The sequence below is a fragment of the Algoriphagus boseongensis genome (assembly GCF_004362805.1).
GTDB classification, from domain to species: Bacteria; Bacteroidota; Bacteroidia; order Cytophagales; family Cyclobacteriaceae; genus Algoriphagus; species Algoriphagus boseongensis.
Genome location: NZ_SNYF01000005.1, coordinates 234,689 through 256,311, shown reverse-complemented (window position 1 = coordinate 256,311; position 21,623 = coordinate 234,689). Strand labels below are relative to the sequence as shown.

The 21,623-nt window shown below is 42.2% G+C and carries 18 protein-coding genes; 11 read left to right on the top strand and 7 right to left on the bottom strand.

All coding sequences use genetic code 11. From position 1 onward, the window contains the following. Window positions 1-3 precede the first annotated feature (3 nt). From DFQ04_RS01170 to DFQ04_RS01140, 7 genes are all read left to right on the top strand, one after another. The gene (locus tag DFQ04_RS01170; protein WP_133551879.1) at window positions 4-762 is read left to right on the top strand and encodes an SDR family NAD(P)-dependent oxidoreductase; all 759 of its coding nucleotides are present in this window, start codon (window positions 4-6) and stop codon (window positions 760-762) included. A 43-nt stretch (window positions 763-805) separates the two neighbouring features. Further along, entirely contained in the window at window positions 806-1,669 is an 864-nt protein-coding gene (locus DFQ04_RS01165) for a fumarylacetoacetate hydrolase family protein (protein ID WP_133551877.1), read from the top strand. Further along, window positions 1,666-2,493 carry an amidohydrolase family protein gene (locus tag DFQ04_RS01160; protein ID WP_133551875.1) on the top strand — a complete coding sequence of 276 codons (828 nt, stop codon included), beginning with the start codon at window positions 1,666-1,668 and terminating at the stop codon, window positions 2,491-2,493. Before DFQ04_RS01165 ends, DFQ04_RS01160 begins: the two co-directional genes overlap by 4 nt. Window positions 2,494-2,507: 14 nt before the next feature. Continuing rightward, entirely contained in the window at window positions 2,508-3,278 is a 771-nt protein-coding gene (locus tag DFQ04_RS01155) for an L-fucose dehydrogenase (RefSeq protein WP_133551873.1), read from the top strand. Further along, window positions 3,275-4,591, top strand: coding sequence for an L-fucose:H+ symporter permease (gene fucP, locus DFQ04_RS01150; RefSeq protein ID WP_133551871.1), 1,317 nt, complete (start codon window positions 3,275-3,277; stop codon window positions 4,589-4,591). Before DFQ04_RS01155 ends, fucP begins: the two co-directional genes overlap by 4 nt. A gap of 84 nt (window positions 4,592-4,675) precedes the next feature. Further along, window positions 4,676-4,930, top strand: coding sequence for a DUF6364 family protein (locus DFQ04_RS01145; RefSeq protein WP_133551869.1), 255 nt, complete (start codon window positions 4,676-4,678; stop codon window positions 4,928-4,930). A gap of 3 nt (window positions 4,931-4,933) precedes the next feature. Continuing rightward, entirely contained in the window at window positions 4,934-5,347 is a 414-nt protein-coding gene (locus DFQ04_RS01140; protein WP_133551867.1) for a type II toxin-antitoxin system VapC family toxin, read from the top strand. Window positions 5,348-5,416: 69 nt separating this feature from the next. On the opposite strand, the gene DFQ04_RS01135 is transcribed toward DFQ04_RS01140, so the two are convergent. From DFQ04_RS01135 to DFQ04_RS01125, 3 genes are all read right to left on the bottom strand, one after another. Then, the gene (locus tag DFQ04_RS01135) at window positions 5,417-6,616 is read right to left on the bottom strand and encodes a Gfo/Idh/MocA family protein (protein WP_133551865.1); all 1,200 of its coding nucleotides are present in this window, start codon (window positions 6,614-6,616) and stop codon (window positions 5,417-5,419) included. A 2-nt stretch (window positions 6,617-6,618) separates the two neighbouring features. Continuing rightward, window positions 6,619-7,431 carry a phytanoyl-CoA dioxygenase family protein gene (locus DFQ04_RS01130; RefSeq protein ID WP_133551863.1) on the bottom strand — a complete coding sequence of 271 codons (813 nt, stop codon included), beginning with the start codon at window positions 7,429-7,431 and terminating at the stop codon, window positions 6,619-6,621. 159 nt (window positions 7,432-7,590) lie between these two features. Beyond that, window positions 7,591-10,536: an FAD-binding and (Fe-S)-binding domain-containing protein gene (locus DFQ04_RS01125; protein WP_133551861.1), complete on the bottom strand. Its 2,946-nt coding sequence runs from the start codon at window positions 10,534-10,536 to the stop codon at window positions 7,591-7,593. A gap of 167 nt (window positions 10,537-10,703) precedes the next feature. Between DFQ04_RS01125 and DFQ04_RS01120 the strand changes: the two genes are divergently transcribed. Beyond that, window positions 10,704-11,474, top strand: coding sequence for a YdcF family protein (locus DFQ04_RS01120; RefSeq protein ID WP_133551859.1), 771 nt, complete (start codon window positions 10,704-10,706; stop codon window positions 11,472-11,474). Here the strand turns inward: DFQ04_RS01120 and DFQ04_RS01115 are convergent. The 4 genes from DFQ04_RS01115 to DFQ04_RS01100 all read right to left on the bottom strand — a co-directional run bounded on the left by DFQ04_RS01115 (window position 11,471) and on the right by DFQ04_RS01100 (window position 18,115). Further along, the gene (locus DFQ04_RS01115) at window positions 11,471-12,772 is read right to left on the bottom strand and encodes a type II toxin-antitoxin system HipA family toxin (RefSeq protein ID WP_133551857.1); all 1,302 of its coding nucleotides are present in this window, start codon (window positions 12,770-12,772) and stop codon (window positions 11,471-11,473) included. The genes DFQ04_RS01120 and DFQ04_RS01115 overlap by 4 nt on opposite strands. Then, window positions 12,766-13,101 carry a helix-turn-helix domain-containing protein gene (locus tag DFQ04_RS01110; RefSeq protein WP_133551855.1) on the bottom strand — a complete coding sequence of 112 codons (336 nt, stop codon included), beginning with the start codon at window positions 13,099-13,101 and terminating at the stop codon, window positions 12,766-12,768. The genes DFQ04_RS01115 and DFQ04_RS01110 overlap by 7 nt, the downstream gene beginning before the upstream one ends. Before the next feature lie 340 nt (window positions 13,102-13,441). After that, window positions 13,442-17,302: a DEAD/DEAH box helicase gene (locus DFQ04_RS01105; protein WP_133551853.1), complete on the bottom strand. Its 3,861-nt coding sequence runs from the start codon at window positions 17,300-17,302 to the stop codon at window positions 13,442-13,444. Further along, window positions 17,303-18,115 carry an SDR family oxidoreductase gene (locus DFQ04_RS01100; RefSeq protein WP_133551851.1) on the bottom strand — a complete coding sequence of 271 codons (813 nt, stop codon included), beginning with the start codon at window positions 18,113-18,115 and terminating at the stop codon, window positions 17,303-17,305. 86 nt (window positions 18,116-18,201) lie between these two features. Between DFQ04_RS01100 and rlmD the strand changes: the two genes are divergently transcribed. From rlmD to DFQ04_RS01085, 3 genes are all read left to right on the top strand, one after another. After that, window positions 18,202-19,608, top strand: coding sequence for a 23S rRNA (uracil(1939)-C(5))-methyltransferase RlmD (gene rlmD, locus DFQ04_RS01095; protein ID WP_133551849.1), 1,407 nt, complete (start codon window positions 18,202-18,204; stop codon window positions 19,606-19,608). Further along, complete coding sequence (locus DFQ04_RS01090; RefSeq protein ID WP_133551847.1) at window positions 19,605-19,982, top strand: hypothetical protein; 378 nt, start codon at window positions 19,605-19,607, stop codon at window positions 19,980-19,982. Before rlmD ends, DFQ04_RS01090 begins: the two co-directional genes overlap by 4 nt. 164 nt (window positions 19,983-20,146) lie before the next feature. Further along, on the top strand, window positions 20,147-21,622 hold the full coding sequence (locus DFQ04_RS01085) for an ATP-binding cassette domain-containing protein (RefSeq protein WP_133551845.1): 1,476 nt from the start codon (window positions 20,147-20,149) through the stop codon (window positions 21,620-21,622). Window position 21,623 lies beyond the last annotated feature (1 nt).

Sequence of the window (21,623 nt, the reverse complement as noted above, 5' to 3'; positions counted from 1 at the left end):
GCTATGAAACATAAAACAGTTTTGATCACGGGAGGAGCCAGCGGTATCGGGCTCGCAATGGTGAAAAAATTCGCAGCGGAAGGATCTCAGGTCTATTTTATCGACACCAATCACATAGAAGGTACCAAGGTCCAAATGGAAGAGCATGAGAAAGGTCTCTCCGTAAAATTTCTGGAAGGGAATCTAAGTGATGAAGAAAATGTGCGCCATTTGGTCCATTCTATTCCGAGTAAATTAGACGTCCTTATCAACAATGCTGGAATCTCCCATATCGGGAAAGTTGAGAACACCACTGGAGAGGACTTTGATCGCCTTTATTCGGTAAACATCAAAGGAGTATTTCATGCAATCAAAGCGGCTTTACCCAAACTCCTGGAAAAAGGCGGAGGTTCTATTTTGAATCTCTGCTCGGTTGCGGCCACCATCGGGATTCCGGATCGCTTTGCCTACAGCATGACCAAAGGAGCTGTTTTATCCATGACCTTAAGCATCGCCAGAGATTATGTAGATCAAGGCATACGTTGCAACTGTATTTCTCCGGGTAGAGTACATACCCCATTTGTGGATGGTTTTTTAGCTAAAAATTATCCCGGACAGGAAAAGGAAATGTTCGCCAAACTCGCTGCTACCCAACCGCTAGGAAGAATGGGAACACCGGAAGAAATTGCTGAATTGGCGTACTTTATAAGTTCCGATGCTGGCAGTTTTATTACTGGAGCCAATTACACCATTGATGGAGGATTTATGGGCTTAAAGATGTAAATCCAAGTCCTCCTTTTTCACCAAACTTTAAAACCATTACCCTATGAAACTTATACGATTTGGAGAATTTGGCTCAGAAAAACCCGGAATTCAAACTTCCGAGGGAGTAAATCTCGACTGCAGCAGTTTTGGTGAGGACTGGAACGAAGCATTTTTTGCAAAAGACGGATTGGCAAGATTGTCTGCTTGGCTTAAAACTAATCAGAACCAATTGAAGGAGATTCCCGCTGGTTCGAGGATCGGATCGCCTATTTCCCGGCCTTCTAAAATCATCTGCATTGGCTTGAACTATAGAAAGCATGCAGAGGAAGCTGGAATGGCGGTTCCTGAAGTTCCGATTATTTTCATGAAGGCCACTTCTTCACTTTGCGGCCCTTACGATCCCATTTTTATTCCCAGAAATTCTGTAAAAACAGATTGGGAAGTAGAACTCGCTGTGGTCATCGGCAAGCGAGCAAAGTATGTGAAAAAAGAAAATGCCTATGAATATATCGCTGGCTATTGCCTTCACAATGATGTCAGCGAGCGGGATTTCCAGTTGCACCATGGAGGACAATGGGTAAAAGGAAAAAGCGCGGATCATTTCGCTCCGCTCGGACCAACTTTAGTTACAAAGGATGAAATCCCTGACCCACACAACTTGAGACTTTGGTTGAAACTGAATGGCAAAATCCTTCAGGACAGCAATACCTCAGATCTTATTTTTGATATCCCTACTCTTATAGAGCACCTAAGCCAATACATGACCTTGCTACCAGGAGACGTCATTTCCACAGGAACACCAGCCGGAGTAGGCATGGGTCTCAAGCCTAATCCTCGCTATTTGGAGTATGGGGATATTGTGGAGTTGGGTATTGAAGGCTTAGGAATTTCAAGACAGGTAGCTCTCAAAGATCCTGAAGCATGAGAGTAGACTCCCATCAGCATTTTTGGAATTATGATCCCCAAAAGCAGGACTGGATCACTCCTGAAATGAATCGGATACGAAGAAATTTCGCACCGGGTGACCTTTATCCACTTTTGCAAGATGCCAAAATCGATGGGTGCATTGCTGTTCAGGCTGATGAGAGTTTAAGAGAAACCGACTTCCTTTTGGATTTAGCCGATCAGCATGAATGGATACTTGGTGTGGTAGGATGGGCTGATTTAGCAAAAGATGACTTGGATGAAATCTTGGATAACTATTCGCAAAATCCTCATTTGGTGGGATTCAGGGAAGTTCTTCAATCCAAGGATCCAGGGTATATGCTGCGAAAAGATTTTATCCGTGGAATCCACAAATTGGAGAAAAGAGGTTACACTTATGATATTTTGACTTTTCCCCATCAATTATCGGCTGCTTTGGATCTGGTGAAAAATTGTCCAAATCAGCGATTTGTAATTGACCATTTGTCGAAACCCTATATCAAAGATGGGGAATGGAAAGAATGGAAAAAGGCTATGATTCCACTAGCTGAAAGAGAGCTCATTCATTGTAAGCTTTCCGGAATGATTACTGAAGCGGATTGGAAAAAATGGAATCCCTCCGAACTTTTCCCCTACTTAGAAATTGCCTTGGAACTTTTTGGACCTGAAAGGTTAATGTTTGGAAGCGACTGGCCAGTTTGTTTGGTAGCTGGAGAGTACGAACAGGTTTTTCAAGTGGTGGAGGATTTTAGTAATGCTCTTTCGGCAGGAGAAAGGGACAGGATTATGGGAGAAACAGCAGCTGAATTTTATCAGATCAATTAAATCCGAAGAACTTCATGGACCTGAACTTAAAAGACAAAGTAATTTTAGTCTCTGGTGGGGCAAAAGGAATCGGAGGTGCGATTTCCAGAGGGTTGATTGAAGAAGGGGCTATTCCAGTACTCATTGATCCCTCTGAAAAGGAGGGGAAAGAACTTGTAGCTCTTGCTGGAGGAAAGGCATTGCAAATCCCTATTCGACTTTTTTCACCGGAACAGGCTCAAGAAGTTGTTCAAACAACCATAAAGAAGTTTGGCAAAATCGATGGAGTCGTAAACAATGCTGGGGCAAATGACGGTGTTGGATTAGAACATGGAACTCCCGAGAAATTTGCCCAATCTATTGCCAACAATCTGTTCCATTATTATCATTTGGTTCACTACGCCCTTCCTTTTCTCAAAAAAAGTAAGGGGGCTTTAGTCAATATTTCTTCCAAAACTGCCGTGACCGGCCAAGGCGGGACTTCCGGCTATGTAGCAGCCAAAGGGGCTCAACTTGCATTGACAAGAGAATGGGCAGTAGAACTCCTTCCCTACCAAATCCGGGTCAATGCGATATTGCCTGCAGAAGTTTACACTCCCATGTATGAATCCTGGATAAACTCTTTCCCAAATCCTGAAGAAAAACTTCAGGAAATCAACCGAAAAATTCCCTTGGGAAAAAGAATGACCACTCCAGAAGAAATTGCTTCCATGGCAATTTTCCTACTTTCAGATAAAGCCTCCCATATCACCGGACAGCATCTCTATGTAGACGGTGGCTACACTCATCTCGACCGATCTTTATGACCCAAAAGCACGCTCTAGTACCCAAAAACCTAATCGTCCCCTTCATCCTGATCACATCACTTTTTGCTTTGTGGGGATTTGCGAATGATATCACCAACCCGATGGTAGCGGCTTTTAAGCGGGTTTTAGAACTGAATAACACCCAGGCCTCTTGGGTCCAACTGGCATTTTACGGTGGGTATTTTACCATGGCCTTGCCTGCTGCTTTTTTTATTAAAAAGTACAGCTATAAAATCGGAGTATTATTAGGATTAGGCCTTTACGCCTTTGGGGCTGTCCTTTTCTACCCTGCTGCAGCATGGGAAAGCTATGGATTCTTTTTAGCGGCTTTGTACATCCTGACCTTTGGATTGGCATTTTTGGAAACTACTGCAAATCCATACATCCTTTCAATGGGCCCCGAGTCCACAGCGACTCAAAGACTAAATTTGGCTCAAGCTTTCAATCCTATGGGAGCTTTGGCTGGGCTTTTTGTAGCCAAAACATTCATTTTAAATGCCCTCGAATCAAACAATACCGACGAAAATGGAAACATCATTTTTGACTCCTTGGATGAGGTTTCAAAAGCAGCCATTCGAACTAATGATTTGATGGTCATTCGAAATCCATACGTGATTTTGGGCTTGGTGGTACTGGTTATTTTGGTTGTGATTGCCTTGGCAAAAATGCCGGAGAATAAGGATTCACATGGGAAAATTGATTTTGGAGCTACCATGAAACGACTCCTGAAAAACAGGAATTTCGTAGAGGGAACTTTGGCTCAAATGTTTTATGTGGGAGCTCAGATTATGGTTTGGACCTACATCTACCAATATGCAGAGTCGATTGGTATCTCTACCTATGATGCAGTAAATTATGCCTATGCTTCTTTGGGAGTTTTTTTGATTGGAAGATGGATTTGCACGGTACTTCTACGAGTAATTTCCCCAACCAAATTATTAGCAGGCTTTGCAATTCTTGCCATGGCATTTACTGTCGGCGCTATTTTTATCCAAGGAATTTTAGGCCTGTATTCCTTGGTTGGGATCAGTTTCGCTATGTCTTTGATGTTCCCAACCATCTATGGAATTGCATTGGAAGGACTGGGTGAGGACTCGAAGTTTGCAGCTGCTTATTTGGTAATGGCTATTGTAGGCGGAGCAATCATGCCCACCCTTCAAGGAATGATTTTAGACTGGGGTGGCAAGGGGTATACCGATACGTTGATACTCGGAGTTCCGGAGGTAAACTTCTCCTTTTTCCTCCCTTTTCTCTGCTTCCTGATGGTTTTTGCATTTAGTGTTAGGGTAAAAAAGCCCATTTTAATTTCATAACTAAACACGATCTAATTTTTTCTTAAGGCTGTAATCAGTTAAAAATTACTTATGCGTATATTTGTTAAATTATACGTATACCTAATGAAAAAGAAACTGAATATTACTATTGAGGAAAAGCTTTTAGATAAAATAAAAGCTTATGCCGAGAGCCAAGAAAGATCAGTTTCTGACTTGGTTCAGGAACATTTTGAATCCTTACTTAAGCCTCGTCCACTCTTTCCCAAAGGGATGACCTTAATCGAATTCATGAAATCTTTACCTAAGTCTCAAGTTGAATTTCCAGAAGAAATAAACTGGAAAGAAGAATACAGAAAAAGTAGAGGAGCAGAAGGATAGACTATGAAGGTTTTTTTTGATGTCAATGTGATTCTTGATTTTTTCTTAGAAAGAAGTCAAGAACAAACCCTTGTCAATGAAATATTTCAAAAATTAGACGAGGGAGAAATAAAGGGATTCATTTCCATTTCAATTCTTCAAACGGCTTGTTATTTTCTCCAACTGGCCAAAGGAACCGAAGTAACCAAAAGCATAGCCAGCATTATTTGTTCCAGGTTTGAATTTTTAGAAGGCTCGAAAAATGAGATTTTAAGTGCATTGGATTCACAGTTTACAGATTTGGAGGATGCGATCCACTACTTTATCTGTATCACTCACGGGACAGATTGTATTTTGACAAATGATAAAAAGTTTTTGGGCCACTCCCGTCCTCATCTTCCAATATTGACGCCAAAACAAGTTTTAAAAAACCTTTAAGAAAAAACAAAAACAGGGTCACAAAGGAACCCTGATAAAGCATTTATACTAATTGCCCTTCAATGGAGCTTATTGAACAAGGTGGTCTCTAGAAAAGATTTTCCCCGTCTTCTTTTCTTTCAAAATCACCTTCTTATCCCCATTCGGGAGCACTTCTTCTTTGATCAACCAATGGTCTTCGTCATAGGAATTATATACGGAAGGCTTGGTTAATCCTCTTTTTCCTCTCCAAAGTGGCAAATCTACCGGTTCCCAAAGTTTCGTTTTTGCAGACTTATAGGCTGCATCCAAGATGGCATTTACCACATAGCCATCGTAGAAAGTTTCCCTAGGTTGAGTGCCTTTTTCCAAGGATTCAAACATATCGATAAACATGTTTGGGTAGCCTAATTCATGGGCCTCATCTCCCACTGGAAAGAGCCATCCCGAGGAAGTTTCCGCTTTTTCAGCCACGTAGCCTTGACCTTCTCCACTGCTGAACATTTCAAAACCTGTTCTCAAAAAGGAATTGATCCAAATTGTCCCCTCGGTTCCCATTACCTCATCCCGCAAATCCATTCCTCCCCTGAAAGTCCAGGAAACCTCAAACTGCCCTATCGCTCCATTTTCGTATTTGACCAATCCGATGGCATGATCTTCTGCTTCGATGGGTTTGACCTGCGTATCCGCCCAACACATGACCTCTACAGGAAGGACATCTTTGCCAATAAAATTCCTGGAGATTTCAACACAATGGCAGCCCAGATCAACAATGGCTCCACCCCCCGCTTTCTCCATATCCCAAAACCAATCCGAATGTGGTCCGGGGTGAGTTTCACGGGATTTGGCCCAAAGTACCCGACCAATCGCTCCAGCCTCCACGCTTTTAATTGATTTAAGGAATTTTGGAGTGTAGCAAAGATCCTCCAAATAGCCTGCGAATACCCCTGCTTCCTCGACTGCTTTGGTCATTCTCAAGGCTTCCTCCGCATTTCTTCCCAATGGCTTGGTACACAAAACAGGCTTTTTATGCTTCACGCAAAGCATCACTGCATCCTCATGGACATGATTGGGTAAGGCAATGATGACTACATCTGTTTTGGGATGAGCGATTGCCTCTTCCATATTTGTGGTCCAGACAGGAACATCATAATCTTTGGAAAAGCGCTTAGCTGTTTCTTCTCTTCGAGCATAGACTACGGAAACCTGATCTTTCCCCCTTCTTCCAATCAGGGATTCCGCATAAAATCTTCCGATAAAACCTCCTCCAAGAATACATAAGTTTAGCATGGTTATTTCACGTTTAGGGTTATCTCTTTTTCCTTTACTAAAAAATCTGCTCCACTGACCTTTCGCTGTCCGCTTGCCAAAATGGCCTCATCTTGCACCATTTCTACAGGAGTAATACAGGAGGTATTCTTTTCCCTAAATGGCTTATTGTAAGAAAGATTATAAGCTGAAATTACTGACCATCGAGCCTTATCGCTGAGGTTGGCTTCTGAGCGATGAAGTAGATTTGGATGAAAAAAGAGCACATCCCCAGCCTTCAATTCGCAATAAATCAGTTCCGAAATTTTCTCAGCCTCAGCTACAAAATCCAAATCTGCCCCTTGTTGCTCTCCAACAAAAGTATGCTCAAACCGCTGCATCTTGTGTGTTCCTTTCAATACCTGCAGACAACCATTTTCCTTGGTCGCGTCTGTTAGGGCAAGCATGACAGAAATCATTGCTTCTGGATAAAGGAATCCGTTTTTGTACCAATACCCATAATCCTGATGCCATTCCCAAGCTCCCCCAACCCGAGGTTGTTTTTGCATAATCTTGGAGTGAAAATGGCAAACTTCCCCAGGCCCTAGCAGACTTTGCACTGACTGGATCATTCGCTCGCATCTTGACATCAAGCCGAAAGAATCATCTCCAGCTGTAAACCAAAGCGTCAATTTGGTCTTTTTACCATCTTGGTCATTAAGATCGAAAGAGTTGCCAGTAACTGTATCATCCGTGGCAACTGAATACAAGAGCGCTATTTCTTCTGGACTGAAAAGCTCTCGAACTATAAGAAATCCATCCTGATGGTAGGATTCCTGCTGTGAAGGAGTAAGCATCTTTGAGGTATTTTGGGTTTGAAAGTCTATGAAGACTTTATGTCAATAAGTTGGAAAAAAATATGGAAGATCAAAAGACCCAAAAGGGTAAACCTCTAAAAAACGAAAAGCTCGAAATTAATCGAGCTTTTAAATTTTCAATTCTACATTCTTAATTCTTCATTTATTAAGCGCTTCCCAAAGTATCTCCACGGGATGCTTGGCCTTTCTACCTGTACCGTCTGCAATCTGATGCCGACAGGAAGTTCCTGGAGCAGAGATCAAGGTCTCCGAATCTGCTTTTCTAACGGCTGGGAAAAGAACCAACTCCCCCACTTGCTGGGAAACCTCATAATGCTCTGCCTCATAGCCAAAAGAACCAGCCATTCCACAGCATCCGCTTGGGATGGTTTCTACGGTATAATTCACCGGAAGAGTGAGTAGTTTCTGAGTCCAGCTGAGGGAAGAAAGTGCCTTTTGATGACAATGCCCATGAAGCTTAATCTTCTGGGTTTTGGTAGTAAAAGACTCTGCCTTTATGTTTCCGGCAGCTATTTCTTTCCCCAAAAACTCATCGATCAATTGTACATGAAACTTCAGCTTTTTGGCCGCTGGAACTAAGTCCGGACTTACAATCCTTGGATATTCATCCCGGAAACTCAAGATGGCCGAAGGCTCGATTCCAATCAAAGGAGTATTGCCATCGATTAGCTTTTCAAAGATTTTCACATTGGCTTCCGCATGCTTTTTTGCCTTTGGCAAAAGTCCTTTTGAAAGGGCCGATCGCCCACTTTCTTCATGCTGAACAATTTTAATATCGTAGCCCAATTTTTTCAAAAGGGAAATTGCCTTAATCCCTATTGAAGTATCATTATGATTGGTAAACTCATCCACAAAGAAGTAAACTGTCTTGATCGGCTGACTCGAACCCGGTAAAAGCTCATAGTTTTTGGCATACCACTTTCTCAGGCTTATTGGGCTGATTTCTGGCAGATTTCGATCTGGAGCTACACCCAAAAAGGATTTCATCAAACCGCCAGTAAACGAGTGACTCAAGAGAAAATTAGCTATACCCGGGATTTTTGAACCCAATTCATTCAACTCATTGATGTAGGCAAAAGCTCTAGAACGAAGAGGAATCCCATTGGTTTTTTGGTATTGAAAGAGAAATTCCGCCTTCATGCTGGCCATGTCCACATTTGATGGACATTCTGCCGTACAACCTTTGCAGCTGAGACATAAGTCTAATGCTTCCTTGATTTCAGGATGATCAAAGGCATTTTCCTTTTTATCTAAAGTCAGAAATTCCCGAAGCGTATTAGCTCGTCCTCTAACCGTATCCCGCTCGTTTCGGGTTGCCATATAAGATGGGCACATCGTCCCTCCAGAACCCGGAAGTTTTCTACAATCTCCAGAACCGTTGCATTTTTCAGCAAGACGCAGTATACCTCCGACATTCGAAAAATCTATGACCGTTTCATGCTCTGGAGTTTGCATTCCCGGTTCATAGCGAAGGAATTTATTCATCGGAGCGGCATCCACGATTTTTCCCGGATTAAAAATATTCTTGGGATCCCAGGTGTATTTGATCCTTCGAAAAAGCTCGTAATTCTTTTCGCCAACCATCAATGGGATAAAGGCTGCACGAACCCGTCCGTCTCCATGTTCACCTGAGAGCGATCCCTGATATTTTTTAACCAATTGAGCTGAGGCCAAGGAAATCTTGTAAAACTCCTCGACATCCTCAGCTTTTTTCAAATCCAAAATTGGTCGCAAATGGATCTCCCCCGCTCCTGCATGTGCGTAATGCACAGGCTTTTGATTAAAGCCTTCCATCATCGCATCCACTTCATAAATGTAGTCCGCCAAGTCTTCAATATCGACTGCCGTATCTTCTATACAAGCTACGGCCTTAGGATCTCCCGGAATATTCCCCAACAAACCCAAGCCTGCCGCGCGCAGAGCCCAGGCAGAAGCCACTTTTGCAGGTTCTATGATCGGATAGGCATAGCCATAGCCTGCTGATTTTAAGTCATCAACTAAGGCTTCACCCTTTGCCATGGCCTCTTCAAGGGTTTGACCTCGAAATTCTATCATTAAAATCGCCGCCGGGTCACCCTCCACGAAGTAGCGGTTTTTGGAGTATTCGATGCTTTCTTTTGTACAATCCAGGATGATTTTATCCATCAATTCCACCGCTGTTGCCGGGTGCTTCATGGCAACTTGAGCAGACTTCATACTTTGATGGATACTCTCAAAGTGCGCTGCAACCACGATTTCAACAGGATCGGGAAGCGGATCGAGGCTGATTTTGATTTCAGTAGTAAACGCCAAAGTACCCTCCGAACCAGCCAGAAGTTTACAGAAGCTGAATTTTTCCTTTCCTTCAAAAAGTTCTGCTTTTAGCAATTCATCTACGGCATAGCCAGTATTACGTCTATGGATGGACTTTTTGGGAAATTGGGCATGGATTTCTTCCCGGATTTCAGGGTTGTTGAGTTCGTCAAAAATCTGTCGATAAATTTCTCCCTCCAGGTTTTTCTGTCCACACTTCCGGTCAAAATCATCCTGTGAAATTTCTCCAAAAACGACCTTTTCCCCGTCGCTGAGAATGGTATTTAAAGAAATCACCTTATCCCGTGTTACCCCGTAGACGATGGAAGTAGTCCCGGAGGAATTATTCCCCACCATGCCGCCAATCATAGCACGGTTAGCAGTGGAAGTGATCGGACTGAAAAAGAGCCCATGCGGCTTGAGGAATCGGTTTAACTCATCCCGTACCACCCCTGGCTGCACACGAACCCATCTTTCTTCTTTATTAAATTCCAGAATTTGAGTAAAATGCTTAGAAACATCCACCACAATCCCATTTCCTACGCATTGCCCAGCCAAAGAAGTTCCGGCTGTTCGAGGAATCAGGGAAGTTCCATTTTCTGAGGCAAAGTGAATCAATTTTTGGATATCGGATTCGGTCTTTGGAAAAGCGACCGCCAAGGGCATTTCTCGATACACGGAAGCATCGGTAGCATAAAGTGTTCGGCTAAGTTGGTCTACTTGTAAACTTCCCTCCAACTGGGTGGCAAGTTTTTCCAATAAAGGCAATAGGTTAGGCTGGTCTGAAAGCATGATCAAAAATAGCTTTCTGCCTAGATTAAAGAAATGATGTGGAAAGAAATAAAATGATCTAAGTATCCATAGCCAAAGGAATCTTATCTACTTGAAAATTATACCTTGATCATTGAGTTTGAAAATTCCATCCATCCCGCTTTTCTTTGTTCCAAATAAAATCCAGCATGTTCTTCTACCTCTCCAAGTTTTTGAGTTTTTTGGCGATGCCACTGACTGTGATACTCCTGTTATTGATCGGTGGAGCAGTTTTTATTCGGAGAACATGGGGTAAAAAGTTGCTTTGGGCAGGAATTGTGCTTTTACTGTTTTTCACCAATCCATTTTTATCAAATCTGGCTTTATTGGCTTGGGAACCCGAACTCAAATCTTTCGAAGAAATAGAAACTCATGAAATCGGCATTGTTCTTACGGGAGTTACTAACCTGAGCAAAACCGCCTACGACCGCACTTTTTTCAACAAAGGCGCTGACCGAATCACCCATGCCCTTCAGCTCTACCGAATGGGGAAAATCAAAAAAATCCTGATTACCGGAGGTCAAGGGCTAAATCCTTCCAATCCTCAAACTGAAGCAGAGATATTAAAAAGATTTCTGATCATGACGGGGATGCCTGAATCGGATATTTTGATTGAAGATCAAAGTAAAAACACAAGGGAAAATGCCTTGTTTACCAAGGAGTTTTTGGAGGAAAATGGAATTGCCACAGATCAGGAATTTCTTTTGATCACCTCAGCTTTTCATATGTATCGGGCTAAGGGCTGCTTTGATAAGGTAGGATTGAAGACAGAAACTTTTCCAGTGGATTACTATTCCCATGATGTGAAATACGATATTCCAGCCCTACTTTTCCCCGACCCTTTTTCTCTGGAGTATTGGACCAAATTATTCAAGGAATGGATTGGCATCATCGTTTACAAAATGACTGGGTATATTTAAACCAAAAGCGTAGCTTTTATCGACTCCCTTAGTTTTGGCTCCAAATTTACCTCCTCCGTAAATTCATTCCATCGCTTCACAGCATTTCTGACCCGCTCAATCTTTTCATCTGGCTTTTTTATATTCATCTTACGGGCTACTTCCAAAAAATCCATTTCATTGATGCCTTCTCTTTTGCCATTGACTTGTAAGGATTGACTGCTCACCCAAAGACTACCAGGCCTATAAGCATGGCAAATATCATAAGCCGGAGATAAGGTCCATTTTCCACTTTGATCCATCAAAAAAGCAAAGTTTTTGGTATGATCGTCGCAGTTTCTAGCGAGAACGTTGAATACCATTCTAGAAAACATCTGCTCCGCCTCAGGATAAGTCAAACGCAGCATGCGCATGGTCTCGAAGACTTGCTCATAACTGAAAACACCCACTTGATTGAAATCAAAATGCCGAATTCCGCAAAGACTTTGCATGTGGATTTTCTCGCCTTCATCAGTTCGGTCAAAACGCTTAGTCATAAAATGAGCACGACCGTTTTCTTCTAACAGCCTGCATTCATTCATTTCTATTCCTGCTTCCTTAGCCATAAGATAGTAGGCCATTTCTACCCGACCGTATCCTACCGTAGCTCCAAATTGGGAATCATGCACTCCATCAAACTTGATGATCCAGTAGGAAAAGCCTTTCGGCGCCGGAACTTGACCACTTTTCACTTCTCCGGTTTTTGGATTATAAGCAATGACTGCTTTGGCTCTTGCTCCGCCAGCAGAGGTACCAATTTTCAGGATATCAGCTAACGCTAACTCCTCCTCTTTGGAAAAATCTGTTTCAAAATCCGCCTTGGCATTCAGGATTTTATTGGCTATCCCCACCAAACTCTCCAACTCCAAATTGCTTGCTCTTGCAGTATCCTGACGTAGCGAAGGCTTGATCTCCAAAGCCCCCACCCCTCTTTTGCCAATGAAACAAAGTAATTCTACCGGATTCAGACTATCGGTAGGACGCCCATTCTGGACCAGCCAAGCATTAATCAATTGGTTCCCATACTTATCCGGCAGCATATCAGCCAAAAGCCCTGGCAAGCCTTTGAAGGTATCAAAGGGTTCTTTTCGATTTTTTCTGAGTTCGGGAAAGGAATACAACCGCTGTCCTTGGGACAATGGCATCTTAACCGGAGCAATATCCCAACCCGATTTTAAAAAACTTCGATCAAATTCAAAGCTACCAACTTGCTGACTTTCATCCCATAGGATAGCTCCGACCAACTGATCCCAAAGCCAGATTTCTGCTGCGATTACCATTCCAAAGGAGGATTATCGGCAGCTAAATCGGAATTACGGACACGCTGCCGCTCCTGCTTTTTTTGGAGCTTGATGTATTCGATGGGGCTGATTTGATGCTTTACCTCAAAAATCTCCAAAAGCTGCAACTGATCCAATACACGCAAGACCTGAATCAAAGTGATCAGATTTACCTTTTCCCCACGCTCAAGTAAACTCAAGGTAGAGCGGCTAATCCCAGCCTCTGACGCCAAAGTATCCTGAGTCTTATTGGCGTCCATTCTTTTTTTCTTGATAAAGTCACCTATCAATTGAAGAATAGCTAAATCCGATAATTGAGAAATATTCATGTATGATTAATCATTTATTATACCCAAATATACAACTTAATGAATGATTTATCAATCATAAATAGAAAAAAGAATCCGAGACAAAAAGTAAGGCAGAGGAATAATACCTGAAACATAATGAATTATATCTCATTTATTATGTCGATAAAATCAACTTAATGAATGTTTTTTCATTCATATTTAAATAAATTAATTGATAGAGGATTCTACCATTTGGATTTAGATTTATTTTCTAAAAATCCAAGCCCCTTCACCCGGCCATCCACTTGATTCTAATCTCTCACTTCTTAATCCTAGATACTCCTTTTTCAAGTCACCTCTGGCTTATCGCATCTTAATACTAAAACCTCCTGCTCCACTTCCATTCCCAATTCCAGCCTTTTTCTTCCAGCAAAATGGGATGATATGCCAAAGCTGCTTTAGCAGACGGAGCCTGAAAAAATCGCTGGTCATCCGTCAAAATAGCCTTTTGATTTCCTTCAGCGTCTGTCCAGATTAAATCCATCACTGCAGAGGGGATATTCTTGGAGTATCCTTTATCCTGATCGATCAGTTGATTTTTCAAACTCCAGTCAATTTCAAAACCAGCCACTCTAGCTTCTGGGGCAGGGATGGATCGATTATGACTTTGGACTTTTACAAAAGTTAAAAACTCTCGAAGTAAGGCAAGACCTGGATTAGTCAGCTGACGGGAGCGAAAGTCTTCAGGTTCAATGGAACTGATCACATGAAGCATTTTTCTTGCCCGGGTAATGGCTACATTAAGTCGATTCTCTGCTCCAGATTTTCCCAAAAGACCAAAATTGGTAACCAGTTTTCCCTCCCGATTTGGAGCATAACCCAAAGAAAGAATCACCTGATCAAACTCATCGCCCTGCACATTTTCAATATTTCTAACTTTTATCCCTTCACCCTGAAATCCAGCTTTCCAAAGCAATTCCCGAATCAATTCCATCTGAAAATAATTTCCGGTCACTATCCCAATTGAGTCCTTGGAAGCTTTTTCAAAAATCTCCCGAACTCGATCCAAGACAGCCTCAGCCTCGATTTTATTGATTTGATTCTCCCAAATTCCTTCTACTTTTTCCCAAGAAAAAGGAGTTTTTCCAGCTTGAATCGTGGTATAATCCGGAAGTGTCTCTAAGCGATTTCCATAAAAATGTTCGTTTGAAAAATGAATCAAGGCAGGATCTGCCGAGCGATAATGTCCCCTTAAAGGATTGTTTTCAAAGAAATGTGAAGCCAATTCCAAAAGTGATTCAGCCTCATATTCCATACCTTCCTCCTCGCTTTCCCATTTCACCTGATAAAAATCCGAAGGACGTAATTGCTTGGAATCTCCAGCGATTACTATCTGCTTTCCACGAAGCATGGCAGGCAAGCCTCGCTCAACCGGACATTGCGATGCTTCATCAAAAATCACCAAGTCAAATAATTGTTGGGAAGGAAAAACGGCAGAAACAGTTTCCGGACTACCCAACCAGCAGGGCATCAATCGGAAAAGATCTTCTCCCAATTCCTCAACCAATTTCCGGATGGGCCATCGTTGCCGCTTTTTACTCACTTGATACAGCAGATCCCGATAAGTGACTCTATTTCCAAGACGATTGAATTCCAAGTGCTCAGCCAACTGTTCCCGAAGCCGAAGCAAAGCTAAATGCCGGGCATTTTTCCGCTTCTCAAGAATAGCTGTCTTGAGTTGGTTCATTTCATTACCCAAGGTTAAAGAACCCATTTCTGCCAAAATAGGATGCTGTCGCTCAATCTCTCCAATCCAAGCCAGCCTCCATCCATTCCAAAACGCGTCTAGCTTTTCCTCTAAAGCTAAATGACCAACATCTTGAAATAGAGCCGCACCCAAATCCCTGAATTTCCAAGAGTTCAAAAACTGATCAAAGGCAATCAATTCAGAAAAAACAGTTGGCCATTGAAATGGATTTTCAGGAAATACTTGCTCAAGCCCTTTTTCCAAAAGCTCTAAAAACTGCTCCTCAGTAAAACAAAGCTGATAAGACAGGTGGTCAGGAGTAAAGCCTTCCAACCATATTTTGAGTTTGTCTAATGAAGATCTGAAATCAACATGAGACAAATTTTTCCAATCCATCAGCCTATGGATTTCAGGAATCTGCCCCCACTTTTCCGCCCAATTCAATAGCTTTTCAAGTAGAATAATATCATTCCTGAAATCCCCAGAATGGTTGAAAAATGAGGATGAGGGCAATTGGGAAATCTTGGACTGAACCTCAAGTTTTGACTTGCATTCTTCCTGTAGATCAAGAAGAATATCTAATTGAAAAGACAGGTCATTGTCGGAAAGGACCTGAAAAACGAGGGGGAATTTGGACTTGGAAAATTTTGCCCTGAGGTTTCCCAAGAAAGATTTCGAAAGAACAATTGCACCTTCCAATTCACCTTGAAGCTGGTCTAGGGAATCACCCAATTCAAACTTCCACCCTTCCGAAATTTGAACTGACTGGATCAAGACTTTTTGGATTTTCTCCAATGCCTTTTTCTCCCCCGCTTTAAAAATTAAGGAAAAGTCATTCTCAGGTTTGGACAACTGATTCAAAGCTAAAATGAGCAGTTGAACCCTCTCCAATAATCCCGAATCAGACCAAGCGGATTGTAAAAAATCCCTGCCATTTATTCCTTGAAGCATTTCGGGAAGAAGTCTTCTTTGTTCATCAAGACTCTTCAGTGCACTTGAAATCTGCGGGAAATCCTTTGCCTGAACCGAAGAAAAAGGCCTCCTCTTTTCCCAAAATCCTCCTTCAAATTTGGTTTGATAATCTGTGAAAACCCGAAACTGCTGTTTAAAGGTTTTTGCCTCTTCAAAATTTAACTGAATTAAATCTGGTGAAGAAAAAGCCTGCTCGTGAATGGCAGCATCCAAATACAATTTCTTTATGGGAATTCCCGCAGGCTTATCGTCAAAAATAGCAGTTCTGAGTTCTTCAAATTTTCCAGAAAGTCGTGAAATAGTCTTGGACAATTGACTGAGTTCCCGCTCAAGTTGAATGGAATTAATTCCCCGATTTTGACTTTGGTAATCCTCTATGGCCTCGATCTGATTTTTGACTTTTTCAAAAAGGATCTTTTGATCCGCCCTAAAATCATGAACCAATGCCAGAAATGCACCAAAACCCGCTTTTTCCAATCGAGCAAATACCACATCCAAGGCGGCCCTTTTTTGAGAAACTACTAGGACTTTTTTGCCTCGAGCAATGTAGTCGGAAACCAAATTGGCTATCAATTGAGATTTGCCTGTACCTGGAGGACCTTGGATAACCAAACTTTTCCCTTGCCTGACCTTGATCAAAGCGCTTTCTTGGGAAGCATCAAGAGGAAATACGGGGAAAAGATTTTCCTCCCGAATTGCCAATTCATTCTGCTGAGGAAGAAAAAAGTTTTGGAACAAATCCTCCAAGGAAGCTTCTCCATGATTTTGAATCAAGTCCTCATAATCCGAAAAAAGGAAACTTCCCTTTTGGGCAATTTGCCCTAAAACAGCATAGGGTTTTAGAACCACTTTTCCTTCGGAAAATTTTTCCTGATCTAAAGAGATTTGGGATAAAGGAAAAGGAAGAATTTGGTCTTCAAAGAGATTTGATTGAACCTGAATGGAAAAGTGCTCCGGAATCAATTTTGCCAAGGCTGTTCGGAACTCAAGCGCATCTTTTGGAAGATTTTCCAAAAGTTCGTCCGAAAATGACTCATCCAAACTTTTTCCATGGGCATGTCTCCAAGCCAAAGCAAAAGCGGGATTCCATTGCCATCCTTCTTCCGAAATCAGGTTCCAAAAACCGTTTTCTTTTTTCAATTGAATCGGCTTCAAAAGTAAGGGAGATCGAATCAGCTGCCCATTGATCAATTTCCCCTCTGCAAAGAGCCAGGCTATATAAAGGCTTTGCTCCCCTGTTTCTTCCTGAGTCAACTGATCCCGAAAAGCCATTCGGGAAAGTAATTTGGAAACCTGATTGGAATCTCCCGATCGGGGATCTAGTTCAGGAGCGAGTGTAATTTTCTTTTTCCCTTCGAGCAATTTTCTAATCAGCTCAAAAGAGGGTTCGTTCATCAAAAAATCAAACTCCCTCAAATCCAGCATACCAAAACCATCCAACTTAGGCAGATACAAGGATCTGTTTTTGGTAGACAGATCAGTCAGCCGATTGAGGTAGGTTTGAAAGATGGATTCGGGCATTTACTTGAATGGCGAGTCTTTTTCTTTTGCCATCTGATTATAGACAATTCCGTCGAGAATTCCCGGCATCCACTTATTTAGAAACACGGCTAATTTCCCTTGAGAAGTCAACACAATATCCCGCTTGCGTTTCAGGGTAGCTTTCAAAATATGCTCCGCAACCTCCTCAGAAGTCATCATTTTTCCTTCATCGCGAGGAGATTCCCCTTGAGAAGACCCATCAGCGGTCAAGGCAATATTTCGAATGTTGGAAGCTGTAAAGCCCGGAGCGACAACTAAAACGTGAACTCCTTTTTTCATCACCTCAGTCCGAAGGGATTCAAAAAATCCATTCATCGCAAATTTACTGGCTGTATAGGCTGTTCGGGCTGGGGTACCCCGATAGCCATTGATCGAGGAAATACCGATGATCGAACCCTTAGACTTTAGGATTTCGGGCAGGCAATATTTGGTAGCATAGACAGTCCCCCAGAAATTGGTATCCATCACTTTGTGAAAAACCTCCAAGTCCATATCCTGAAATAAGGCTCTCATCCCAATCCCGGCATTATTGATCAAAATGTCGATTTTACCAAAATGCTTGAGCGTATCCTCGGCGATTTTTTGGTTATCCTTTTCCGAAGCTGCATCTGCGAGAATCGCGATCGCTTCGATTCCTTTTGACTGAAGGTTAGCTAAGGATTTTTGGAGCTTTTCAGGATTTCGGCCGGTGATGGCGATTTTCGCGCCTTCCCGTCCAAAGACTTCTGCGCAGGCTTCCCCGATTCCAGAGGTGGCACCGGTGATGATGACTACTTGGTTTTTGAATCTCATGCTAATTAATTGATGGGTAAAGATAGGCAATCAGAGTTTTTAATCGCCAAAAGGTCTTCTCCCCCTTTTTCCCTAATTTTGCGCCCATGTCGAGAAAAATGAAAAATAAGGTCATCACTAACCTTGCGATCGAACGCATTGCCTCTGAAGGCAAATGTGTCGGACATCATGAGGGAAAGGTGGTGTTTGTCTCCAATGTGGCGCCGGGAGACGTGGTGGATGTGCGGATTACCAAGGGGAAGAGTTCTTTTATGGAAGGGGAAGCTATTCACTTCCACGAGTATTCCAAAGATCGGATCGAGCCCTTCTGCTCCCATTTTGGAACTTGCGGAGGCTGCAAGTGGCAACACATCAATTACGACCTTCAGAAAACCTACAAAAGGCAGCAGGTTCTCGACCAATTTCAGCGAATTGCGAAAGTTCCGATTCCTGAAGTCATGCCGATTTTGGGCTCTGCCAAAACTCAATACTATAGAAATAAACTCGACTTTACTTTTTCAAACTCACGCTGGCTGACCCGAGAAGAAATCAATTCCGGGGAAGAATTCGAGAGAAATGCCTTGGGCTTCCACATTCCCAAGATGTTTGACAAAATCATCGATATCGAACATTGCTACCTGCAGGGTGGCCTTTCCAATGAGGTAAGAAACACCTTGAAGGAATTTGCCCGAGAAAAAAACTTGAGTTTCTACGACATCAGAAAGCAAGAAGGACTCCTTCGGAACCTAATCATCCGTACCACCAGCACGAATCAGACGATGGTAATTGTTCAGTTCGGAGAAAATGACCCTGAGTCAATAACCTTGGTAATGGATTTTTTGAAAGCTAAATTTCCAGCCATTACCTCACTCCTTTATGTGATCAATACCAAAGGAAATGAGACTTTCCACGATTTGGAATTAGTCACTTTCTCAGGTCTACCCTATATCGAGGAAGAAATGGAAGGTCTAAAATTCCGGATTGGACCTAAATCCTTTTACCAAACTAATTCCGAACAGGCATACGAACTTTACAAGGTGGCAAGAGATTTTGCTCAGCTTAAAGGAGACGAAGTAGTTTATGACTTGTATACAGGAACAGGCACTATCGCCAACTTTGTTGCGAAACAAGCCAAGCAGGTAATCGGCGTGGAATATGTCGAAGCAGCCATCGAAGATGCAAAGCTTAACTCTCAAATCAACGGGATTGGAAATACGCTCTTCTATGCGGGAGATATGAAGGATATCCTGAATGATGAATTCATAGCCAATCATGCTAAACCCGATGTGATCATCACCGATCCTCCTCGAGCTGGTATGGATGAAAAAGTAGTCCAGATGCTCCTTAGATTGGAGGCTCCTACAATCGTATATGTCTCTTGTAATCCTGCAACACAGGCAAGAGATCTGGCTCTTTTGGGAGAAAAATATCAGGTGGAAAAAGTCCAGCCTGTGGACATGTTTCCACAGACCTACCACGTAGAAAATGTCGTACGCTTAACCCTCAAATCATGATCTCAGATTTCAACGATCCCGAACTCAGCGGAAAGTATCTCGGCACCATTACTAGCGACTTTGTCAAGATTTCAGATGTGTTAAAGGAAGCCTCCTATCAGGTTCGATCTAGAGGTTTTTCGGACTATCCGATTTTCCCGATTTCCAAGGATATGCAACCCATTGGAAAAATCTTTATCGGCAAGGCCGAAAAGGATTTGGACTGGAATTACTTCATCACCTACGTAGATGAATTTGTGCAAAGGAAATTGATCGCTGAGGAGGCCTTGGAGGATTTCAAAAAAGCATACAAAGATCCGGATGAATTTTGTTGCCTCTTCGTTATCGATGGGGCGTTCACCAGTTTTGTGTACATCCCTTATCCGAATGATTGATTAAAAAAAGGTCTTTATTGATAGTTTCGATAAAGACCTTTTTTAATTTGATTATCAATATTATATAAATATCTATCTAGAAATTAATTTGAAGTAAAAATTATAGACTTTTCTATTTCAGGCCAAAAGACCTAATTTGAGAATATTATAAAATCCACAAGTTCTTGAATCCCAAAGTACTCCTTCAAATCTCACAAGCCCAGGTCAACTTTCTTGGAAAAACCACTTTTCGAAATCTGAATTTCACTTGGGAATCTGGACAACATTGGGCGATAATAGGAAATTCAGGTCAGGAGCTAACCGCATTTTTGGAGACTATTCGAGATACCACTCATCTATCACAAGGAAAGATTTCCCGGTATTTTGCTGAGGACTATGTAGCAAAAAAAACTTCAGAAGGAAGTGTTCATAGCTTCCGGGATTTGATTTCTTATGTCTCCCAGCAATACAAATTTCGAAACAAATCCAACCTCCAGAACTTCTATTTTCAACAGCGTTTTAACAGTTCAGAAGCAGATGAAGCGGCCTCGGTCAAAGAGTATATTTTAGAAAATTCACCGGCTGTTCCAGGTCCTTGGAATCTGGAAAATGTATCGAAACTTTTACGTCTAGATCATCTTCTGGATTCGTCAATTTTGAAGTTGTCCAACGGAGAAACCCGGAGACTTGCCTTGGCCTTGGGATTGATGAGACAGCCACTACTCTACCTGATGGACCAACCCATGACCGGGCTTGATGCCGAAAGCAGGGAAGCTTTTGGGGACTTTTTGAAAGTAATTATTTCTTCGGGAATTCAGGTTTTACTTACCACCTCCTCCCATGAAATACCTGATGGAATCACGCATATCGCAAATCTTTCAAATGATGGAATTACTGCTTCATTGGAAAGGAAAAACTACAATTTGAATCAAGTTCAAGCCTATGCTTTGCCATGGGATATGAACTTATTGGGGTACCTTTTGAAAAGCCCGGAATTTGATGCGGAATCTGTGGTGAAATTGGAAAATGTCAGCATAGGTTATGGGGAAAGGAAAATATTGAATTCTGTAAACTGGGTAGTTAAACCTGGAGAACGCTGGCAATTAAAAGGGAAAAATGGCTCCGGAAAATCCACTTTGATCAGTTTGTTGATTGGGGAAAACCCACAAGCCTATTCCCAAAACTTCTCCCTTTTCGGGAGAAAAAGGGGTACTGGAGAAAGCATCTGGGATGTAAAAAGGCCTACAGGATTTGTGGCCCCTGAGTTAGTTCGATTTTTCCCATCCAATCAAACAGTCAAAAAAGTAATCGCTTCAGGCCTCTTTGATACCATGGGATTGTTTAAAAAATTAAATCCTGAACAAGAGTCAAAAGTCAATCAATGGCTAACCCTATTTAATCTTCAAACCTTCTCGGATTTATCAATTCATCGAGTTCCGCTGGAAAAGCAACGTTGGGCCATTTTGGCAAGAGCCTTGGTTAAGGGGCCAGAATTGTTGATTTTGGATGAGGCGTCCCAGGGAATGGATGAAATGCAGCGGATTATTTTCAGAGATACCATCCAGGCAATTCTGGAAAAGATCCCGATCACCCTTATTTATGTCAGTCACTACCAAGAAGACATTCCAAAGGCAGTGACAAAAACCTTTGAATTGAGCTGAG

Coding starts and splice junctions, on each gene's coding strand:
- DFQ04_RS01170 (WP_133551879.1), top strand. CDS start 4: ATGAAACATAAAACAGTTTTGATCACGGGAGGAGCCAGCGGTATCGGG.
- DFQ04_RS01090 (WP_133551847.1), top strand. CDS start 19,605: ATGATCTCAGATTTCAACGATCCCGAACTCAGCGGAAAGTATCTCGGC.
- DFQ04_RS01160 (WP_133551875.1), top strand. CDS start 1,666: ATGAGAGTAGACTCCCATCAGCATTTTTGGAATTATGATCCCCAAAAG.
- DFQ04_RS01125 (WP_133551861.1), bottom strand. CDS start 10,536: ATGCTTTCAGACCAGCCTAACCTATTGCCTTTATTGGAAAAACTTGCC.
- DFQ04_RS01130 (WP_133551863.1), bottom strand. CDS start 7,431: ATGCTTACTCCTTCACAGCAGGAATCCTACCATCAGGATGGATTTCTT.
- DFQ04_RS01165 (WP_133551877.1), top strand. CDS start 806: ATGAAACTTATACGATTTGGAGAATTTGGCTCAGAAAAACCCGGAATT.
- DFQ04_RS01120 (WP_133551859.1), top strand. CDS start 10,704: ATGTTCTTCTACCTCTCCAAGTTTTTGAGTTTTTTGGCGATGCCACTG.
- fucP (WP_133551871.1), top strand. CDS start 3,275: ATGACCCAAAAGCACGCTCTAGTACCCAAAAACCTAATCGTCCCCTTC.
- DFQ04_RS01145 (WP_133551869.1), top strand. CDS start 4,676: ATGAAAAAGAAACTGAATATTACTATTGAGGAAAAGCTTTTAGATAAA.
- DFQ04_RS01105 (WP_133551853.1), bottom strand. CDS start 17,302: ATGCCCGAATCCATCTTTCAAACCTACCTCAATCGGCTGACTGATCTG.
- DFQ04_RS01155 (WP_133551873.1), top strand. CDS start 2,508: ATGGACCTGAACTTAAAAGACAAAGTAATTTTAGTCTCTGGTGGGGCA.
- DFQ04_RS01135 (WP_133551865.1), bottom strand. CDS start 6,616: ATGCTAAACTTATGTATTCTTGGAGGAGGTTTTATCGGAAGATTTTAT.
- rlmD (WP_133551849.1), top strand. CDS start 18,202: ATGTCGAGAAAAATGAAAAATAAGGTCATCACTAACCTTGCGATCGAA.
- DFQ04_RS01100 (WP_133551851.1), bottom strand. CDS start 18,115: ATGAGATTCAAAAACCAAGTAGTCATCATCACCGGTGCCACCTCTGGA.
- DFQ04_RS01110 (WP_133551855.1), bottom strand. CDS start 13,101: ATGAATATTTCTCAATTATCGGATTTAGCTATTCTTCAATTGATAGGT.
- DFQ04_RS01115 (WP_133551857.1), bottom strand. CDS start 12,772: ATGGTAATCGCAGCAGAAATCTGGCTTTGGGATCAGTTGGTCGGAGCT.
- DFQ04_RS01140 (WP_133551867.1), top strand. CDS start 4,934: ATGAAGGTTTTTTTTGATGTCAATGTGATTCTTGATTTTTTCTTAGAA.